Genomic DNA, 17,860 nt, shown 5'->3' with positions numbered 1-17,860 from the left:
CGCTAGCGTAGGCTATTCACTTTAGTATCCGCATGGTTTCTGATGTGTCGTTTGAATTCCTTGGTGTAGAGAGTGGACAGCTTGTTGTATTTTTCGGGTAGTGCCTGATATCGTGCCCAAGCCGCGTCGTACTGGCCAATCCACTGCTTCACTCCAGCTATGTCTTTTCGCGCTTCAGCGTCAGAAAGGTAGACCAACGCCCGGTAGATTTCGTAGAGGTAAAGTCCGTAGTAGGATGAGGACACCGCAAATTCGCGCGTTTCCTCATCGGCCCACTGAATTCCCTCGGCCAATGAAACCACCTCTTTCCATTTACGGATCGCCTCATCTTTCTGTTTCAAGTTGCGTTGCTGCTTTTCCGCATCTTTATGTGCGGGAGGGTATCCGATCCCCTGGTCCCGTGTCCACCACGGATTCATATCGCCCTGGATCGAATTGCGTCCTCTGAGCACGGCATCGGCCGACAAGAGGCACAGTTTGCGAAATTTTGTAATGTCCACCCCTTTGAGTTGAAGTCTTTCTTTGGCATACCGGGCGAGCAAAAATTCCTCAGATTTCGATGGATCGGCAGCCCACTGAGCCATCACCCAGGCGTTGACATCACACCACATTTCGTTCGTGATATAGGGACCGTTCCAGCCCCCTCCGCGCGTCCAAGTCCAGATCCCGGCAAACAGATCCGGCTTGGTTTCGACCAGTTCACGAATACTGCGCATCTTACCCGCCGGCATGTCCTGGTATTCCTCAAAGCCCTCGATCACGCCATGTGCAATGTAATTCGGGTAAGCGCCCTTGCCCTCGTATTCACGTGCACACTGGACTTCAATCAGCTGCTTGTGACGCCCCTCGCCAATCACCTTGCTAAATGGATTGGCCCGGTGGAAATCGCCCTCGCAATGTTTGATCGCGATGACCAGCTTGGCATGAGGCTCCACCCCCTGACTCACGCGCTTATAAGCCGCCAGGTTCTTGTCAAAGCTCATCCAGGTCCTAAACACCAGGTCCTTGCTGCGTTTCACGCACACCTCCTCACGGAGCAACTGCATCAGAGGGATGATGGTTTTTTCAGGGCTCGTCTTATTCCGGATGTGCCCCCGGTGATACGGGGCATCATGCAAATACGTCTCTCCGATCCGCACGACAATCCCATCCAGATCCGGGAACTGATCAAACATTTCGCCAATCTGGGCACGTAAATATTTCTGGGTCTGCGGGTGGCTCGGATCCCCGTAAATTTTTTCCAAACCATACTTGTTGATTAGTTTTTTTGGGAAAAGCACCAAGTCAGCCATCGCCATCGTCTGAATACCCGCGGCACGACAACTCGCATGCTGCTGCTTGATCCGCTTGGCCTTGGCATCCACCCATGCACGCTCCGCGGAACCCACCGGGAAAATTTCAGGGTCAACCGACTCCCAGTTGATCGCCAGCGTCGGGGAATCAAACAGGTAATACACCTTGCCGTTGAAGCCCATCTTTTTGATCACCTCCGGCTTCTCATAAGCTGTCTCATATAGTTTCTCACCCGGATTATGATGCACCATATCCAGGATATAATGATCCTGTTGCGAATCTTCTGCCCCGCTACAAGCCACCCACCCAGCCAGCCACAGACCCATCACGATCGAACGCATTCTCCTGATTATCATCTGATTAAATTTACGCTTATTCAATATCATTTGTCATTGGCTAAAAATGGCCGTCGTTCCACTATAGAACAACGGCCACCTCTTTGATTCACCAAACACAAGAGGCGGTATTTTCAGAGCCTTCAGACAGCTGAGCCCGACTCTCCTCTTGATTTTTTCCTTACTTACGCCGGCGAAGAACAAGAGCTATCCCGCCCAATCCAAGCAGAGCTGCAGAACTCGGCTCTGGAACAGCAGATGTGGACACCGCAAATAGCAAATCTTCAGCTGGAGCATTTAATATATTTCCCAGACTTCTCCCCCCACCATATGGATTAGCCCCAGAATATTGTGGAGCAATAACCCAATCATTATCAGGAGATTGAGTGATACTTAACAAAAAATGATGGGAACCCGCATCCAATGAGACGTTCTCACCTGTAAAATCAATTCTTGCCCAATTGTAATCCGTCTTGGATCCGTCCGACTTCATTGAGCTCCCATCAAGCGCTATTCCGGAGTAGGCCGTACCATCCACAGCGACGGTGATCACTTGGGTGTCGTTGTTCCCCTTCCCTCTGTATGCAAAATAGATGGAATCCAGTGTTCCAGCTGAAGCGAGAGTGAAGCTTTGTCCAAACGTTTCGCTTCCATTCCAACCGAACTCACCACCTCCAGATATGGTGTTTCCTACATCTCCGGAATCTAAAACCGGGGCTGTGCCTCCAAAGTCAGCAATGGTAACGGCAGCGTGCCCTGAGCCTATGGCCAAGGCTGTAACGAGTAACATGTGTGGTATTTTCATATTTCAATTATTTATTCGTTTAGTGAATGCCAGTTCCGATATCATTTGAAATATTGATATCAATCACTGGCTATATGAACGGACCATACGCCTCAGGGTGCTTGGTGTGTATTTATAAATATTGTCAATATGTCCCAGTCGCCTCGCAGGCGCAAAGCCCCATCACTCTATCTCCTTGAAGGGAGAAAAGAAGAAGGGCTGATGAGACAAGGGAAGGCCTCGTAATCGAATCAGGATTTGCGCCAGCTGCCAGGGGGCTGGCCTACTTCCCGGGCAAAAACTGTTGAAAATTGAGGAGCCCCCTTGAACGAACACCACTCGGCAATTTCACCCAAGGATTTATCCGTAAAGCGTAGCTGGTACTTTGCCTCGTCAACCCTCAAGCGGGTGATTTCCTGTGCCGGGCTATGGCCAAAATTGGCCTCGAATTCACGATACAAGCGACTTCGGGAGAGCCCGGGACACGCAGCCAGAACATCGTCCACCGTAACCCCTTTCAAGGCATTCCGCCTGATATAATGAACCGCCGTGTGCATACTCCGACTCATCCCGGCAGGAACCCCCGTGGAATAGCGCTCGATCACCGAAGGAACCGGCAAAGCCCTGCAGGTCTCAGGCCACTGCCCATGGGTGAAATACGATCCCAAAAACTCCAAGGCCATCTTGCCAACCACCGACCCAATACTTCGAAAACTACTGACCGGAGGGTCAGCAAACAAACAAACGCTATCGTCTGAGCGACTCAGGATCGACAATTCGTCAGGAATGTTTATCCCCATACGCTGCGCAGACTGGGCAAGCATGACGGCTGTATAGCCACCACTTGAAAGCACACCCGTCGGACGCTTCAAGTTTTCCAGCCAGGATTCAAATTCTGCTACCTCCGGCATCGTTCGAGTGTTTTCGTAGCTTGCAACCAAGCCTGGAACATGAATGGAATAGGAAGTAAATGAGCCCCCGGCGGCTTCGACTAATTCCTTCATCGTCTGATTTACCCGATCCTGAGCTTCTGTATTAAAAGTGCTCAAGTTAGCCACATGGCTCACCCCGAGACTTTTGAAATATCGCACGGAAGCCACCGCCAAGGCATGTGGATCAATCGCAATCGTCGGAATATCATTGGCGAGGATATCGGGGTGCACATTCACCATCGGGACATCAGGCAAACATTCCCGGTACAGCTCGTAACGGCCCCGATCCAAACCAAGAATCAATCCATCAAGATCACAATCAGTTAATAGCCGACGGATGTCCTCATCACTCTGATAGAGTAAATCCACGGGAAGGATCACCTGGCCTGGCTCAAGCTTTGCCGCGCTCATGCCCGCAACCACGTCCTGGGAATAAAAATGAAACGCCCTGCGGGCCAACAGCCCGACCTTATAACGTCGATCGTTTTTACCCGGCAAATAATCCATGTAGCTGAACTATACGCAAAGTTCATTTTTGCCCAACCTCAAATTTGCCAAATAAAAACTAACAGCAGCACACACCATTCTTTTCCAGCCCTTGTAGCAGCAAGGGCTTTTTTATGAGCCCTTTAGCCCGGCTACTTCACCACCCGCTTCACCAGCTTTCGATTCCTCATGGCCTTACCAGGGACAAATCCGCAAACCGCCACTACAAAACAGCACAGCACCGGAACGCACCCCAATAAAACAAACCACGGTGAATAGCCGCAATCACGCAAACGCCTGACGGTCGCGGCAAATGTCAGCCATAGAGTCACCAATGCCGCAATCACCAAGGAGATCGAGAGCCCGATTCCTCCACTTCCATCAAAATGAGAAAATGCCAAATATAGAATGGCTAATTGCCCGGCAACGCCTGTGATCAGAGTGACCGCCCACCATTCGAAGCGATCCGCTTTGCCACTCCATTTGAAAAATGATTTCATCCTTCCATCAACTCGCTAGGGCTAGCTGTAGAGCGAACCCTAGGATAACACCGACATCGAAACTCAACCGCGCTTGTTTCGAAAATATCAATTCCCGACCTTTTTACCCAACATCGTTTCATAACGCTGGATGTAGGCCGCGGCCGTGGTGTCATGATTGAAGCGCTCAGAGGACTCACGCATCACGCGGGACAAAATCCGATCTTTGTCCTCCCAGGAACGCTTATAAAACCCAACCGCTTCATCAATCCCCCAACGCAAACCTTCCGGACTGTAATACTGGAAGCGGAATCCATTGCCCAGATTGCCATCGTGGTGCATATGCTCCACCGTATCGTGAATACCACCGGTGTCATGGGCAACCGACAAGGTGCCGTATTTCGGACTCACCATCTGCGGCAGTCCGCATGGCTCAAAGCGTGAGGGCATCATCATGAAATCCGCAGCCGCATAACCAAGACGCGAATCATCTTCCGTAAAGTCCACCACAGCGACCCGATTTTGCAATCCGTGCAACTCGACAATATTATGGAAATGCTTCTGGAATGAACCGTTGGCAATAATCGCAACTTGCAACCCGATATCCGAGTGGTCATCGACCATTTGGTATAGGATGTCCGCAAGCAACTGGCACCCCTTTTGCATAGGGTCCAATCGGGACGGCCAGAAAAACAATGGGGCATCCGGACGAACCTCGAGACCTATCCGCTCTTGCAAGGCCCGTTTGTTAACCGCCTTCCCCTCCATCACATTCTCATGGGTGTAATTCATCTCCAACGCCGGATCGGTCTCGGGATCATAGGAAACGTCCGGAGCATTCAAAATACCTGTAGCACAACCGGCGTGTAGTTTACTCGCCATTTCAGAACGGATCGCATCCGGGACAAAGCTATGTTTACCCTCGACCACCTCATAGAGAAACGTCTGGCTCACGGTGTTGACATGATCCGCTGCAAAAATCCCACTCGCTAGGAAATCCGTTGGATTGGTCTCACGGGACTCCTCGTAGGAATACGGTGGATGCTCAAAATACAGATGGTTCCAGAACTCTGCCGCATCAATACCACGATCCTCAATCTGATCCATGGTCATTTTTTCCGTATGGATATTGTGCACCGTGTAAAGGCATGGGATTCCAAACCGGCGTGCCACAGCCGGAATCAAGCCCGTCATCCAGTCGTTGCAGTGAATGAGATCCGGTTTGACCTGAGGAATGATATGGTTGATGATTTCCCGCTGGAATGCCAAGGCCATCCGGCGGTTCTCCGAAGCATACACTTGGTCCCGATGGTAGAAAATACGATCCTCCGCCAGATGAATCCGCTCCTTGCCCAAGGTGTCCCGAACGGTCTGGTATTCACGATCGTGCACGGACTTGATGTCCATATTGAACATCCTGCGGTAGTTGGGCAGTGCCACATGCACATCCGCTCCCTGATCGTATAGTGCACTAACCAAGGACGCCGACACATCCGCCATCCCCCCCGCCTTCGCACTCATCCTCTGGGCCATGTTCCCCATCCCCTCGGGCAAGTAAGTAATCTCAGGAGTCACTACCAAAATGGTAGGCTTATTTTCTCGATTCATTTTGTCGGCTTCGTCCTCGTTTTTGTTAGTCATAGTCTTTGTCCCTCTTCAAATTGGTAAATTTGCTCAAAAAAACGAACAAAAAGTCCGTCCTGTGCTTTGGTATCATTCATAGAGCCTCCGCCCTCAAGTAGCAAGTAAGATATGGAATTTCCTAAACAATTCCCGTGCCACATCTGTCACAAAAAACGAGGTGATGGAAAAACCCCATCACCTCGACAAAAACTAACTTTTGATAGATTGTTCTAATTGAGTGCCATAGCCTTCTTTTTGGCCAACTCTTCCTCACTTCTTGAGGTGGCCCACTTGGCATACTCGGCTGCATTGATCACCTCAAGGCTTCCCTTCATATTCGCATGGGCTTCCCCGCAAAGTTGCGCACAGATCACCGAAGTTTCCATTTCCTTGACCGGATTGAACCACATCGGGATCTCTTTCCCCGGAATGCAATCCTGCTGGATCCGCAAAGGAACGATGGCAAAGTTGTGAATGACATCCTTCGAGGTCAACTGGAGGATGCAGTTACGTCCAGCCGGAAGCTTCAGCGCGGTGGTGGAAATAAAATCATCGTGCCCATTAACGTCATCCGGGTCGATTCCGACTGCATTGTCCGCTGAAATCAGTGCATTATCCGTGCGTCCAAACACGCCGTCGTTACCCGGATAGTGGTAAATCCAGCTGTATTGCTGTCCGATGACACGCACCCGGGGAGCTTCCGGGTCATTGGCGACGACACGCTCGAAGGTATCCGTGCGCTCAGCCCATAGCGGAAAGGCAAATCCCAACAAAAACACAGCCTCGACAATCACCACACCTATCTCAAGGTGAGTCGACACGTGGTTTTTCACACCGCTATAACTCGGCTTCGGGTTCCGCTTGTGCCAGAACTTGAACAAGGTCACAAAGAAGAAGATGGTCCAGCCGACAAAGAGCACAAGCATCAACCAGTGAATCACTGAGTTCATCTGGTCAACTTGCTCACCGTGCTGGGAGTAGTTTTCAGGTAGTCCGAAGAGTTCGAGAATAGACATGGGAAAAAGAAAGGGTAGAGGCTAAAGAAAAGGTTGGTGATCGGTCGCGGTTCGGGAATCTGCCAAAGCTGGGTCGAGTTGTTCCTGCTCACGTCTGGCCATACGCACGATAAAAAAGATGATCGCACAGAGCATGGGAACAATGATCAACAGCATCACCAGCATGGCGTAACCCGCGGCAATCGAATCCCGGTGTTCTTCACCCACCCCCATACAAACGGAGCAGGCCAGAGTGTTGATCAATGAAGTCATATGCTTTGAGGGTTCAGGTTCGCGGAAGAAATCGGACTAGACGTGAATGGCTTTGGCCTTGCGGTAAAAGCGCCAACCGTAAATGGGCAAAGCAACCGAGGCCAAGGCACAGCTGGCACCAAACATCTGCAGCCCGGGGTCAGGCAAGCGCTCAAGCACAAAAGCCCACAGCGCGACAAACACACAGAGTAAGGTGGCAATCGTGATGAAGAGGATATGAAAACCTTTTAAAGACATGGTGCTCGGGTAGTGAAAGGGTTGAGGATAAGTAGATTGTAGTGAGTAGGGGGTGCAGCATTTCGAGCCTAACGCCCGAAGAAACCTTGAAATTGGATCGGATCGGAAAAAGCAAGTCCGGTGAGCAACATCAGACACGCACCGAAGAAGATAGCACTGCCGAAGGTCCAGTAAACCAACTTTTTCTCATGGTTGAGGTGCATGAAAATAGCCGCCACCAGTGACGATTTAAACAAAGCAATCAACAAGCCGATGGTTGCATCAACGCCATCAAATCCGCGCTGACCGAAGTCGAGGAACTCAAATTTGGCAACCGCCACGGTAAGTACCGTGCATACGAAGAGTGTCGCTCCGATCAGGAGATAGAGTTTACTCGCTTTTTGGATTTCTTCTGGGGAATCAGCCATGGTCGTGATGGGGAATGAGAAGTGAGAGTGTCTGTAGTCTGTCGAGGTTTTATGATCCGCCAGCTCCATAAATGCTGGCTCGGTCGGCAATTACATGAGGTAGAGGATCGGGAAGAGGAAAATCCAAACCAGGTCAACGAAGTGCCAGAACAGGCCGGCGACCTCCACCCGGTTGGCGAGCCATGTTGGGTTTTCATTGAACATTTTCCGCCCGAAGAAGAGATAATAGCCCAAAACAAAGGCCCCTGCAATCACGTGCAAGCCATGCAGGCCGGTGATGGTGAAATAAGTGGCGTAATAGGTATTCCAGCGCGGGGTAAAGAGAGACTCAAAACGCACCTGCTCGCGGGGAACGGTGATTTCAGGAAACTTGAACTTTGTATGATTAGGTCCGGTGAACCCGACAATCATACCAGGAAATCCAGCTTTGATCTCGCTGTAAGTCATCGCTTCAAGCTCCTCCATCGATTTCTCCTGAACAGCGGCAATCTCGTCCCAGTTCATTCGGTAGGTCTCGGTTTCAGTGGGCTCGTGCCCCTTGTGCTTGATTTCCTCGGCGAGTTTGGCCACCAGCAGTTCATGCTTGGCCCAAAGCTCCTTCATGCCCTCATCTTTGAGAAGCCAGGAGTTTTCGACAGCAGCTTTGGCCGAAATCCCTTTTTCATCGGCCTTGCGGACCGTGTGGCGGAAATCGATACCATCCACGCCCATAATGATCGGGCTGGCAGCAATCGTTCCGGAAATAACCGTTTCATCCTTGAGCTTCAGTTGGCCGCTTTCACCGGCTTTGGCTTGGCTGAGTTTGCCCCAGTAGGGGTTGACAGAAATAGGGGCGGATCCTGCACTGGGGACAAACGTCAAGCTGGGCACGACATCCAGAAGGTCGCCCTTCCGTTTTTCGCTCAGCTCTTTGGTTTTGGCAGTGACGTATTCTTTCACCTCGGGCTCGTAATATCGCTTCCCCGGTAAGTCGGTTTTGACCGACTTCCAAACCTCGCGAGCGATCTCGGTGTTTACTTCACTGTTATTGGCTACCGCCTCAAGGAAGTATTCCTTCGCTTGATGCAGTATATCCAGGCTAATTGGGGTTTCCTTGGAGAGTGTGAAATCTTGACCTATGCTGATGTCCTCAGCCAAAACCAGCTTGGCGGCATCGTATTGGGATGAAAGGGCCTCGAAATAAATATCGTCCACCCTGCGCAAATTGACCGTCACCGAGTCCGCCTCGATGTTTAGGTTCTTGGTCGGCTTTTTCTTGTCGTGACTACCGTCTTGGGCGTGGGCGTGCCCCTCCACCACGGTGTAATCATCCAAGCGGACCGCCTGGTGTTGGAACTTGGCATTGTACTCAAACCCCTTCAACACCATGAACAAGAGCGCACAAACAATCGTAATGCTCATGTTGATTTGGAATTTACGCCAATTGCGAAGCTTCAGCGCCACCCAGGCAAACACCACCGTGACCGATGAGGCAATCAGAATGAAGGTATTGATCAAGCCAGGCAAAATCGGAAGCGTGCGCTCCGGCCAAGGGTAATCCGCATAAACACGAAGGAAGATGTAACCTGAAAACAATCCGCCGAAGAGCATGACCTCGGATGCGAGAAAGAGCCAAATACCGATCTTTGAGTTGGTCAGGCCTGTGTCCTTGCGGGGTTCGACAATGTAGGGAATTTCCATGAGTAAAGGTGATATGAAAAATTGCTGCGATCTAAAGAATTACCCTTTTGTTGGCTCTTCGGCTGGTTTCTGCCACTGGGGAAGGAAGTCCTCTTCCATATCGGGGCGTCCGTATTCGTAGGATCCACGGTAAGCGATCGGTTCTTCGATAAAGTTTCCGTGACCTGGAGGCGTCGGGGTCGCCCATTCGAGTGAGCAGGCATTCCATGGGTTGTCGCTCTCGACCTTCTTACCAAATTTCCAAGCACCCAGAACATTGATGATGAAGGGGATTTGAGCCGCACAAAGCAACCAGGCCGACCATGACATCATGATGTTCAGATCGATGTATTCCGCCACGGTCTTGCCAAACACGTTCGCACTGTCGGGGTCAGCGGTCAGGTAAGCATCCCCACCGTTATACCAACGGCGGTGGAATCCGGCCATACCCTGGATCAGCATGGGGAAGAACAAGGTGTTCATCAAAATCAAGGATGGCCAGAAGTGCAGATGGTTGAGCTTCTTGCTCATGAATCGACCCGAAATCTTCGGATACCAGTGGTGAATACCAGCAAACAGACCAAACAAAATCCCGGGAGCCACCACGTAGTGGAAGTGCCCAATCACATAATAGGTATCGTGGAGATACAAGTCCACCAGGTTGAAGGCAAGCGGCAGACCGGTCAGACCACCAATGCCAAACATCGGCAGGAAAGCACAGGCCCACATCATCGCCGGTGTGAATCGAATCGATCCTCCCCAAAGCGAAATCAATAAGCAGGTCAGCAATATCACCGAAGGAATCGAAATAAGCGTCGTTGTCGTCTGGAAGAAGGTGGAAACCGCAGGTCCCATCCCCGTCATATACATGTGGTGTGCCCACACAATAAACGACAGGAAGCCGAGCACCAACACACCGTAAACCATGGATTTGTATCCCCAGATCGGGCGACGCGTATTCGCCGGGATGATTTCCGCCACACAGGCAATCGCCGGTAGCAGCAAGACATACACTTCCGGATGACCAAGGAACCAGAACAAGTGCTGGAACAACAAAGGGCTACCACCGCCGGAGGCATCCGACAATCCAATCTGCTGATGATACAAGCCACTCGGCTGGAAAAAACTCGAGCCAAACATCCGGTCGACAACCTGCATGATCCCGGCCACTTCCAATGGCGGGAAGGAGAGCAGCAAAAGGAATCCGGTCACCAACATCGCCCAGACAAAGAAGGGCATCCGCATCCAGGTCAGACCTTTGGCCCGCAGGTTGATAATCGTGGTAATAAAGTTCACCGACCCCAAGAGCGATGAGGTAATCAGCATCACCAGACCAAGCAACCACTGGGTCTGCCCGGTCCAGAACTGGTGTGGATATTGGGAGTCTGCAAAAAAGGAGAGTGGCGGATAGTTGGTCCAACCGGACTTGGCAGCACCGGACTCCATGAAAAAGCTTCCGCACATCATGATACCACCGATCAGGTAGATCCAGTAACTTGCCATGTTCAGTCGGGGAAAGGCCATATCAGGCGCACCAATCTGCAAGGGCGTCACATAGTTACCAAAGGCTCCAAACCCAAGCGGCACCACTCCGAGGAACACCATGATGGTTCCGTGCATCGCACCAAACATATTATAGGTTTCCCCCGGAAGCTTGCCGTCACTCAGCCACTGTGCCTTCCAGTCCTCGGTAAATAACCAGCTCATCCACACCGGCAGGGGCTCGTTCGGGTAAGCGATACTCCAACGCATCACCATCATCAGATAGAAACCAAACAACAAAAAACACAGCGCGGTAAAACCATACTGAAGGCCAATCACCTTGTGATCGGTCGAAAAAACATACTTCCGGATAAAACCGGGGTCGTGGTGGTGGTCGTCGTGGTCGCTCATGACGGATAAATCAGAAAAGTGGGAAACTTAAAAAAGGTCGGATGATTGCAGAAAGGATTTCCAAAGAAATCAGAAGGGTTTGAACGGATGGGTGTGGGTATCTGTATGGATGGATTGCGAGAAAACATCAGCTTGAGAAACACTTGCGGATCCGAGGCTACATCATCGCTGACACAGCCTTGAAACCATCTGACTTCCCAGTGCTAAAGCCCCCTGCTCGAGAACCCCCGCACAGATGAGCCGGGATTCAAGCCGAGTCTTGCTATTTAGCAAGCATATTTTGCTCAGAGGTTCAATTTAGAGCAAAATATGCTAAGTGTATAGATTTTCTTCGATTCCATGACACAAATCGATGCTCGGGATCGCCCACAGGATCCAATGCCCCCAGCGCCCGCGCCCATAACGCTTCATTCTCGACATCACCCGAACATCTGATAGAGTGCAGCAATGACACAGCCCTCTGATCACAGCCCAGACACTGCTCCAGACACTCCAGACACTCCAGGTGCCCCCGCCCATGGGGCCATAGAACAGAACGATCCCCTTGCGCAATCGGTCAAAAAAGGAGCGGGATGGGTCATCACCCTTGGCATTGCCACGATTCTTCTTGGTTTGTTTGCCCTCAGCTCCCCCTTCTACGTCGGCATCGCCATCCAGTACTTTGTCGGAGCCGCGCTCGCGGTTGGTGGGATCTTCCAAATCATCCACGCTTTCAAAGCTGGGGTAGCCCATTCCGTATTCGCCATCATCAGTGGTGTGTTGGCCATCGCCTGCGGTGGCCTGATGCTGGCCAAACCCATCCTCGGGCTTGGCGTCATCACCCTCTTTCTCATCGCCTACTTCATGGCCGACGGCATGATCAAAATCATCCAGGCGTTCAAAATCAGGCCGAGAGCCGGCTGGGGCTGGATTCTTGTCAGCGGTGTCATCACTCTGCTGCTGGGGCTAGTGCTCTGGCGCAACTGGCCAGTCTCTGGCGCCCTCGCCCTCGGTATCCTCTTTGGTATCAACCTGATCTTCGACGGCTGGGCCATGATCTTCACCGGAACCACCGTCCGCGGAGCCATCAAAACCGGTGACAGGAATTCCGTAAAAAACAACTAGCACAAGAGCCAATCACTTTTATACTCCCCCCATGCAAACGTCATACGCCAATCCGTACACCGTCGCAGCCCAACCCGTAGATATCCGGGCAGCCTTCATCCGTAAGACCTACGGCCATCTCGCCGGAGCGATCCTTGCCTTTGCCTTGGTCGAAACCGCCCTGCTTTCGATTCCGGGGATCGGCGACACCGTCTTTCGTATGCTCGGAACCAGCAGCTTCAGCTGGCTGATCGTACTCGGAGTCTTCATGTTTGTCTCTCACATCGCCAACAAGTGGGCACTCAGTTCAACCAGCTTGAAAACCCAATATATGGGACTCGGCCTCTACATTGTGGCAGAAGCCTTGATCTTCCTGCCGCTTTTGCTGATGGCCCAGTACATGACCAAGGACAACTCACTGATTCTCAAAGCGGGTGGCGTCACCGCCCTACTCTTTGCCGGTCTCACTCTGATTGCCTTCACCACCAAAAAAGATTTCTCCTTCCTCGGAGGCATCCTCAAGGTTGGCGGACTCATCGCCCTTGGCGTGATTGTCATCGCGGTTGTTTTCCCCCAGGCTGTCGGACTGGGCCTCTGGTTCTCCGTGATCATGGTGGCCTTTGCCGCCGCCTGTATTCTTTACAACACCAGCAACATCATCCACCACTACGGCACAGAACAATACGTTGCAGCCTCTCTCGGGCTGTTCGCCAGTGTGGCCCTACTGTTCTGGTATGTGCTGCAGATATTTATGTCGCGCGAATAGCACCAGCCAGCAACGCTTCACAACGCACTTTCCATCACCCGGAGTAGCCCACGCTATTCCGGTTTTTTTATGTACCACACTTCACCCGCTCCCGCCCGGCATAGACGTTGAAATGAGGTGGACGTAAAAACCCGACCAGCACCTGCCCGCTCTCCCTGGCAAAATCAACCGCCAGCGATGATGGCGCGGAAATGGCACTCACCACCGGAACCCGGGCGACCAAGGCTTTTTGCATCACCTCAAAGGAAACCCGACCGGATACCTGCACCAGCGTCCGGGACAAGTCGATCCCCCCAGCCACCGCAGCTCCAATCACCTTGTCGATCGCATTGTGGCGACCCACATCCTCACGCAGAACCAAAAGATCACCCTCGACACTGAACAACGCCGCAGCATGCAGCCCACCGGTATGCTCAAACCCGGCCTGAGCCTCGCGCATGCGCTCCGGCAAAGCCAGCAACACCTCGATTGGCACCACCAGATCGGAATCCATCGCCGGCGCCTGACAATGAATCGCCTCGATACTCGCTTTGCCACAAATGCCGCACGACGACGCACTAAACAAATTCCGACTCAGCCGATGATGGTCCAAAACCACATCATCTGCCAAAAAAACGTAAGCGTGGTTGAGCTGACGTTCCAAATCAATATTGACCACCTGGTTCAGCGAATCCACCAAGCCCTCGGAAAGCAAAAAACCGGACACCAAATCCCGGTCGGCACCCGGCGTGCGCATCACCACCGCCACCGGAGTGCCGTCAACCGTGATCTGCAACGGCTCCTCAACCGCAACCGCATCCACGGCATCCTCCACCCCACTCGAGTTACCCTGCCCAAGCTCATACTCCTTACCCAGCTGATTCATACCGGCTTTTCTAGCGTGGGCTGATTCCGAGAGCAACCCGATTTCCTCACGAGCCCCACAGGGGCCAGCAGACAAACGGCAGGCAGCAAGTATTCGAGCAAAAAAACAGGGCGCACGGTGAAACCAATCACCGTGCGCCCAACCCTTTTTCGTCGTTATGATTCCCCCCTTAGGGAAAATGCGCTGCCCTCCCCCCCCGGGGTGACAGCTAAAATTCATTGTCTAAAACTCCGGCACATACAACTCGGAGCCCTTGGCTAACATCGTGCTCTTACTCAGGTTCAAGCCATTCAGCGAGTTCAGCTGCGAAGTGCTCGCACCATGCCGATTAGCAAATGCACCATAGGTCATCTGCTCATTCACCGTAATCGTCCGGATCGAGCTTCTCTTTTTCGGAGCGGGCGCCGGAGTCGAAGACTTAGCCATGGCTGTCTTTTTTACCACCGGCTTATCGATTGGCTTGTTCGCATTCGACTTGGCCACAGGAGCTGCAGGCTTGCTCGCAGGCTTTGCCTTGGCATCAATGAGCAACTCCTGGCCAATTTGCAAACGTGTGGGAACCGCTGTTGGGTTCGCAGCCTGTAAGGTGGCTTCACTCATGTTGTATCGGCGAGCAATCCCGTAAAAGGTATCTCCGGCTTTCACCTTGTATTTCCCCGTCAGCTGCGGAGCCGGGGCCTTGGCGGGAGCCTTACTGGCAACTTCCGCTTTCTTTGCAGGTACCGGTTGCGTAGTCTTTGCTGCTGCCGACTGCGCTGCTGGCAAGCGAAGTTTTTGCCCAACCATCAGGCCATCGCTTTTTAATCCATTCACCTGCTTGATCGCCTCCACGCTCGTTTGATGACGCGCAGCAATCCGGGTCAGGGTGTCCCCCTGCTTCACGGTGTATTCCCCCGCATGGGCTACAGGAGCCTTCTTTGCAGGCGCTGCCGCCTTCTTCGGGGCCGTGGTTGAAGTCACAGCACCAGTATTCAAGCGACTCAAGGCACTCTCAAGCTGGCTGATCCGACGCTCTTGGACGTCAATCCGCGCCTTCAATAAATCAAGCTCACTCTGACCTTGGGCCAAAAGGGAAGCCGCAGGCAGAACCAACATGGTTGAAATAAGGGAGATGGTTTTCATAACGAGCCCTATTATTCTAAAAACTTTGGCACTGACAAGTTAAAATTTAATATTTCTTAATATTTATAAAAACTTTTAAGTCAAACCCCTTGATTTTGAGGGATCTGGCGACTTCATTCTCTAAAATTTTTATTCAAGCCATGCTCTATTTCTGACTTTCCTTCCCGGCAAGGATATCCATGATAGGTAAGTAATGGATATTCAAACCCATGATTTTGAAACTCTGGGATCGTTCTACTTGGGACGTGGCTATGACCTGAAACAAGGAAAGCTACAGGACCGACTGACCCTCTATGACTCCAAAGACCTGGTCACCCACGGTGTGGTCCTAGGCATGACGGGATCCGGAAAAACCGGCTTGTGCCTGTCCATCCTCGAAGAGGCAGCCATGGACAACGTGCCGGCGATCATTATCGACCCCAAGGGAGACATTGCCAATCTGATGCTCACCTTCCCCGATTTTCGAGGATCCGATTTCCGACCGTGGATCAATGAAGACGATGCCCGTAAGAAAAATCTCTCCGCTGATGAATACGCCGAACAAACCGCCCAAAAATGGAAACAAGGCATTGGAGAGTGGGGGCAATCCCCCGATCGTGTCCGAACCTTGCAAAACAAAGTGGACATCAATATTTTCACTCCCGGCAGCAAGGCTGGTATTCCCGTCTCTATTCTCAGCTCTCTCGAGGCACCGCCGTTCGAGGTGCTCGATGACGGCGAACTCCTCGGGGACCGGATCGAGAGCACAGTCAGCTCGCTGCTATCGCTGCTGGGTGAGGATGCCGACCCCATCCAAAGCCCCGAAGCCATTTTGCTCGGTTCCTTGTTCGGCCACTGCTGGAAGCGGGAAGAAAACCTGAGTCTGGAATCGATCATCCGCTATTTGCAAAAACCGCCCTTCGACACCGTAGGCGTGATCGATATCGAGTCGTTTATGCCCGCCAAGGAGCGTCAGAAGCTGGCACTGAAATTCAACGCCCTCCTGGCCTCCCCGAGTTTTTCCAGTTGGCTCGATGGGCCACCGCTCGATATCGACACCATGCTACACGCGCCCGATGGCAAACCACGCATCTCGATTTTTTCCATCGCCCATCTCAGTGATGCCGAGCGCATGTTTTTTGTCAGCCTGCTTTTCAACCAAATGCTGGCATGGATGCGGGCGCAAAACGGCACCACCAGCCTACGCGCCCTACTCTATATGGATGAAATTTACGGCTACCTGCCACCCAGCCAAAACCCACCGAGTAAAAAGCCTCTGATGACCATGCTTAAACAAGGACGGGCCTTCGGTCTGGGTGTCTTGCTCGCCACCCAAAACCCGGTCGACCTCGATTACAAGGCCCTCTCGAATATTGGGACCTGGTGGCTGGGCCGTCTGCAAACCGAACGCGACAAAGCCAGAGTGCTCGATGGCCTGGAAGGAGCTGCCGCATCCCAGGACGGAGGATTCGATCGCGCCGAAATGGAACAGCTCCTCGCCGGGCTGGGAGCCAGAATCTTTCTCATGAACAACGTGCATGAAAGTGCCCCTGAAATTTTTCATGTGCGTTGGGTGATGAGCTACCTCTGCGGCCCGCTGACCCGTCGCAAAATCAAACAACTGATGGACCCCAAACGCCACGCCTTTGAGGCCTCCAGCGTGGTCACGCCGACAACGCCATCCAACCCGATGGCCATACCGCAGAAGCGTGAAACGAGCAGCCGCTCAGCCCGCCCGGTCGTAGGTAACAGCGTGGTCGAATACTTTCTGCCGGTGATCAACGAGGCTGAACGAGTGGAATACCAACCGGCACTCCTACGCGAAGCCCGGGTGCATTTCACCTCCAGCAAATACAAACTCGACGGCTCACGCATCCTGCGCACCTGCAACCCGATGCTCGAAAGCAGTATCGATTGGGACAACCCGATCAACATCCCCCACCCCGTCGCTGCGATGTCGAACTCGCCGGAAGAAGGTGCCGGATTTGCCGCCCTGCCAGGCTATGCAATGAATGCGGCAAACTACAAGCAGGTCAAAAAAGACTTCATCACCCACATCTACCACCACGAACGAATCGAACTCTTCCACAGCCCCCTGCTCAAATCCTACTCCCAACTCGGGGAGTCAGAAGGCACGTTCCGTGGTAGGCTCGCCCAACACGCCCGAGAGCTACGTGATCAAGCCGTGGATAAGCTGCGCGATAAATACGCTGGGAAAATCAGAACCAAGGTGAATCAACGGGAACGCGCAGAGCACACGCTCGCCCGCGAAGAAGCCGAATCCAGCTCAGCCAACTGGCAAACCGGTGCGAAAATCCTCGGCGGGCTGCTCGGAGGGCTCTTTGGCGGCCGCCGCAGCTCAACCTCCACCACCATCAACAGCGCCACGCGAGCCTACAAACAACGCAGCGATGTCAAACTCGCCGAAAAGAAAATTGCCGCCATCCAGGAAGATATCGACGAACTCCAAGCCGAACTGGCCGATGAAATCGAAGAACTCGAATCACGCTTCAACCCCACCGAAGTGGAGCTCGAAACTGTCAGCGTCAAACCCTACAAAAAAAATATCCACGTCAACAGCACCGCCCTGCTCTGGCTTCCTTACGATGAGCACGGCCAAGCACTCTGGGGGTAGAAATACAATTCAAG

16 protein-coding genes are annotated in these 17,860 nt (G+C 52.4%); 3 read left to right on the top strand and 13 right to left on the bottom strand.

From position 1 onward, the window contains the following. Positions 1-2: 2 nt before the first annotated feature. The 11 genes from HW115_RS07695 to HW115_RS07645 all read right to left on the bottom strand — a co-directional run bounded on the left by HW115_RS07695 (position 3) and on the right by HW115_RS07645 (position 11,396). Positions 3-1,634 carry a hypothetical protein gene (locus HW115_RS07695; RefSeq protein ID WP_227021342.1) on the bottom strand — a complete coding sequence of 544 codons (1,632 nt, stop codon included), beginning with the start codon at positions 1,632-1,634 and terminating at the stop codon, positions 3-5. 175 nt (positions 1,635-1,809) lie between these two features. Next, complete coding sequence (locus tag HW115_RS07690) at positions 1,810-2,433, bottom strand: PEP-CTERM sorting domain-containing protein (protein WP_178932001.1); 624 nt, start codon at positions 2,431-2,433, stop codon at positions 1,810-1,812. Between the two features lie 230 nt (positions 2,434-2,663). Further along, positions 2,664-3,851 (bottom strand): helix-turn-helix domain-containing protein, encoded by a 1,188-nt coding sequence (locus HW115_RS07685; RefSeq protein ID WP_178932000.1) that lies wholly within the window; start codon positions 3,849-3,851, stop codon positions 2,664-2,666. 131 nt (positions 3,852-3,982) lie between these two features. Further along, the gene (locus HW115_RS07680) at positions 3,983-4,330 is read right to left on the bottom strand and encodes a DUF805 domain-containing protein (RefSeq protein WP_178931999.1); all 348 of its coding nucleotides are present in this window, start codon (positions 4,328-4,330) and stop codon (positions 3,983-3,985) included. An 87-nt stretch (positions 4,331-4,417) separates the two neighbouring features. Beyond that, entirely contained in the window at positions 4,418-5,950 is a 1,533-nt protein-coding gene (locus tag HW115_RS07675; RefSeq protein WP_227021341.1) for a glycogen synthase, read from the bottom strand. Positions 5,951-6,162: 212 nt separating this feature from the next. After that, positions 6,163-6,948: a cytochrome c oxidase subunit II gene (locus HW115_RS07670; protein WP_178931998.1), complete on the bottom strand. Its 786-nt coding sequence runs from the start codon at positions 6,946-6,948 to the stop codon at positions 6,163-6,165. Between the two features lie 21 nt (positions 6,949-6,969). Then, the gene (locus tag HW115_RS07665) at positions 6,970-7,200 is read right to left on the bottom strand and encodes a hypothetical protein (protein ID WP_178931997.1); all 231 of its coding nucleotides are present in this window, start codon (positions 7,198-7,200) and stop codon (positions 6,970-6,972) included. A gap of 36 nt (positions 7,201-7,236) precedes the next feature. Next, the gene (locus HW115_RS07660; RefSeq protein WP_178931996.1) at positions 7,237-7,437 is read right to left on the bottom strand and encodes a hypothetical protein; all 201 of its coding nucleotides are present in this window, start codon (positions 7,435-7,437) and stop codon (positions 7,237-7,239) included. Between the two features lie 68 nt (positions 7,438-7,505). Then, complete coding sequence (locus HW115_RS07655) at positions 7,506-7,844, bottom strand: cytochrome C oxidase subunit IV family protein (RefSeq protein ID WP_178931995.1); 339 nt, start codon at positions 7,842-7,844, stop codon at positions 7,506-7,508. Between the two features lie 90 nt (positions 7,845-7,934). Continuing rightward, complete coding sequence (locus HW115_RS07650) at positions 7,935-9,524, bottom strand: cytochrome c oxidase subunit 3 (protein WP_178931994.1); 1,590 nt, start codon at positions 9,522-9,524, stop codon at positions 7,935-7,937. 39 nt (positions 9,525-9,563) lie between these two features. Continuing rightward, positions 9,564-11,396, bottom strand: a complete 1,833-nt coding sequence (locus HW115_RS07645) for a cytochrome c oxidase subunit I (protein WP_178931993.1) — start codon at positions 11,394-11,396, stop codon at positions 9,564-9,566. A gap of 447 nt (positions 11,397-11,843) precedes the next feature. On the opposite strand from HW115_RS07645, the gene HW115_RS07640 reads away from it, so the two are divergent. Both HW115_RS07640 and HW115_RS07635 read left to right on the top strand, forming a co-directional pair. Beyond that, a complete protein-coding gene (locus HW115_RS07640) occupies positions 11,844-12,500 on the top strand; it encodes an HdeD family acid-resistance protein (RefSeq protein WP_178931992.1) in 657 nt (218 codons plus the stop codon). 31 nt (positions 12,501-12,531) lie between these two features. Further along, a complete protein-coding gene (locus tag HW115_RS07635) occupies positions 12,532-13,245 on the top strand; it encodes a Bax inhibitor-1/YccA family protein (RefSeq protein WP_178931991.1) in 714 nt (237 codons plus the stop codon). Between the two features lie 67 nt (positions 13,246-13,312). Here the strand turns inward: HW115_RS07635 and fdhD are convergent, their stop codons facing one another. Further along, the gene (fdhD, locus tag HW115_RS07630) at positions 13,313-14,185 is read right to left on the bottom strand and encodes a formate dehydrogenase accessory sulfurtransferase FdhD (protein WP_227021340.1); all 873 of its coding nucleotides are present in this window, start codon (positions 14,183-14,185) and stop codon (positions 13,313-13,315) included. 147 nt (positions 14,186-14,332) lie between these two features. Continuing rightward, complete coding sequence (locus HW115_RS07625; RefSeq protein ID WP_178931990.1) at positions 14,333-15,232, bottom strand: muramidase family protein; 900 nt, start codon at positions 15,230-15,232, stop codon at positions 14,333-14,335. A gap of 193 nt (positions 15,233-15,425) precedes the next feature. Between HW115_RS07625 and HW115_RS07620 the strand changes: the two genes are divergently transcribed. Further along, positions 15,426-17,846, top strand: coding sequence for an ATP-binding protein (locus tag HW115_RS07620; protein ID WP_178931989.1), 2,421 nt, complete (start codon positions 15,426-15,428; stop codon positions 17,844-17,846). Positions 17,847-17,860 lie beyond the last annotated feature (14 nt).

The organism is Oceaniferula marina, from assembly GCF_013391475.1.
Taxonomy (GTDB): domain Bacteria; phylum Verrucomicrobiota; class Verrucomicrobiia; order Verrucomicrobiales; family Akkermansiaceae; genus Oceaniferula; species Oceaniferula marina.
The sequence above is the reverse complement of the archived record's forward strand: the minus strand, read 5'-3'. Positions and strand labels throughout refer to the sequence as shown.

Bases quoted from the DNA above. Each gene is read 5' to 3' on its own strand.
- HW115_RS07695 (WP_227021342.1), bottom strand. From the start codon at position 1,634: ATGCGTTCGATCGTGATGGGTCTGTGGCTGGCTGGGTGGGTGGCTTGT.
- HW115_RS07690 (WP_178932001.1), bottom strand. From the start codon at position 2,433: ATGAAAATACCACACATGTTACTCGTTACAGCCTTGGCCATAGGCTCA.
- HW115_RS07685 (WP_178932000.1), bottom strand. From the start codon at position 3,851: ATGGATTATTTGCCGGGTAAAAACGATCGACGTTATAAGGTCGGGCTG.
- HW115_RS07680 (WP_178931999.1), bottom strand. From the start codon at position 4,330: ATGAAATCATTTTTCAAATGGAGTGGCAAAGCGGATCGCTTCGAATGG.
- HW115_RS07675 (WP_227021341.1), bottom strand. From the start codon at position 5,950: ATGACTAACAAAAACGAGGACGAAGCCGACAAAATGAATCGAGAAAAT.
- HW115_RS07670 (WP_178931998.1), bottom strand. From the start codon at position 6,948: ATGTCTATTCTCGAACTCTTCGGACTACCTGAAAACTACTCCCAGCAC.
- HW115_RS07665 (WP_178931997.1), bottom strand. From the start codon at position 7,200: ATGACTTCATTGATCAACACTCTGGCCTGCTCCGTTTGTATGGGGGTG.
- HW115_RS07660 (WP_178931996.1), bottom strand. From the start codon at position 7,437: ATGTCTTTAAAAGGTTTTCATATCCTCTTCATCACGATTGCCACCTTA.
- HW115_RS07655 (WP_178931995.1), bottom strand. From the start codon at position 7,844: ATGGCTGATTCCCCAGAAGAAATCCAAAAAGCGAGTAAACTCTATCTC.
- HW115_RS07650 (WP_178931994.1), bottom strand. From the start codon at position 9,524: ATGGAAATTCCCTACATTGTCGAACCCCGCAAGGACACAGGCCTGACC.
- HW115_RS07645 (WP_178931993.1), bottom strand. From the start codon at position 11,396: ATGAGCGACCACGACGACCACCACCACGACCCCGGTTTTATCCGGAAG.
- HW115_RS07640 (WP_178931992.1), top strand. From the start codon at position 11,844: ATGACACAGCCCTCTGATCACAGCCCAGACACTGCTCCAGACACTCCA.
- HW115_RS07635 (WP_178931991.1), top strand. From the start codon at position 12,532: ATGCAAACGTCATACGCCAATCCGTACACCGTCGCAGCCCAACCCGTA.
- HW115_RS07625 (WP_178931990.1), bottom strand. From the start codon at position 15,232: ATGAAAACCATCTCCCTTATTTCAACCATGTTGGTTCTGCCTGCGGCT.
- HW115_RS07620 (WP_178931989.1), top strand. From the start codon at position 15,426: ATGGATATTCAAACCCATGATTTTGAAACTCTGGGATCGTTCTACTTG.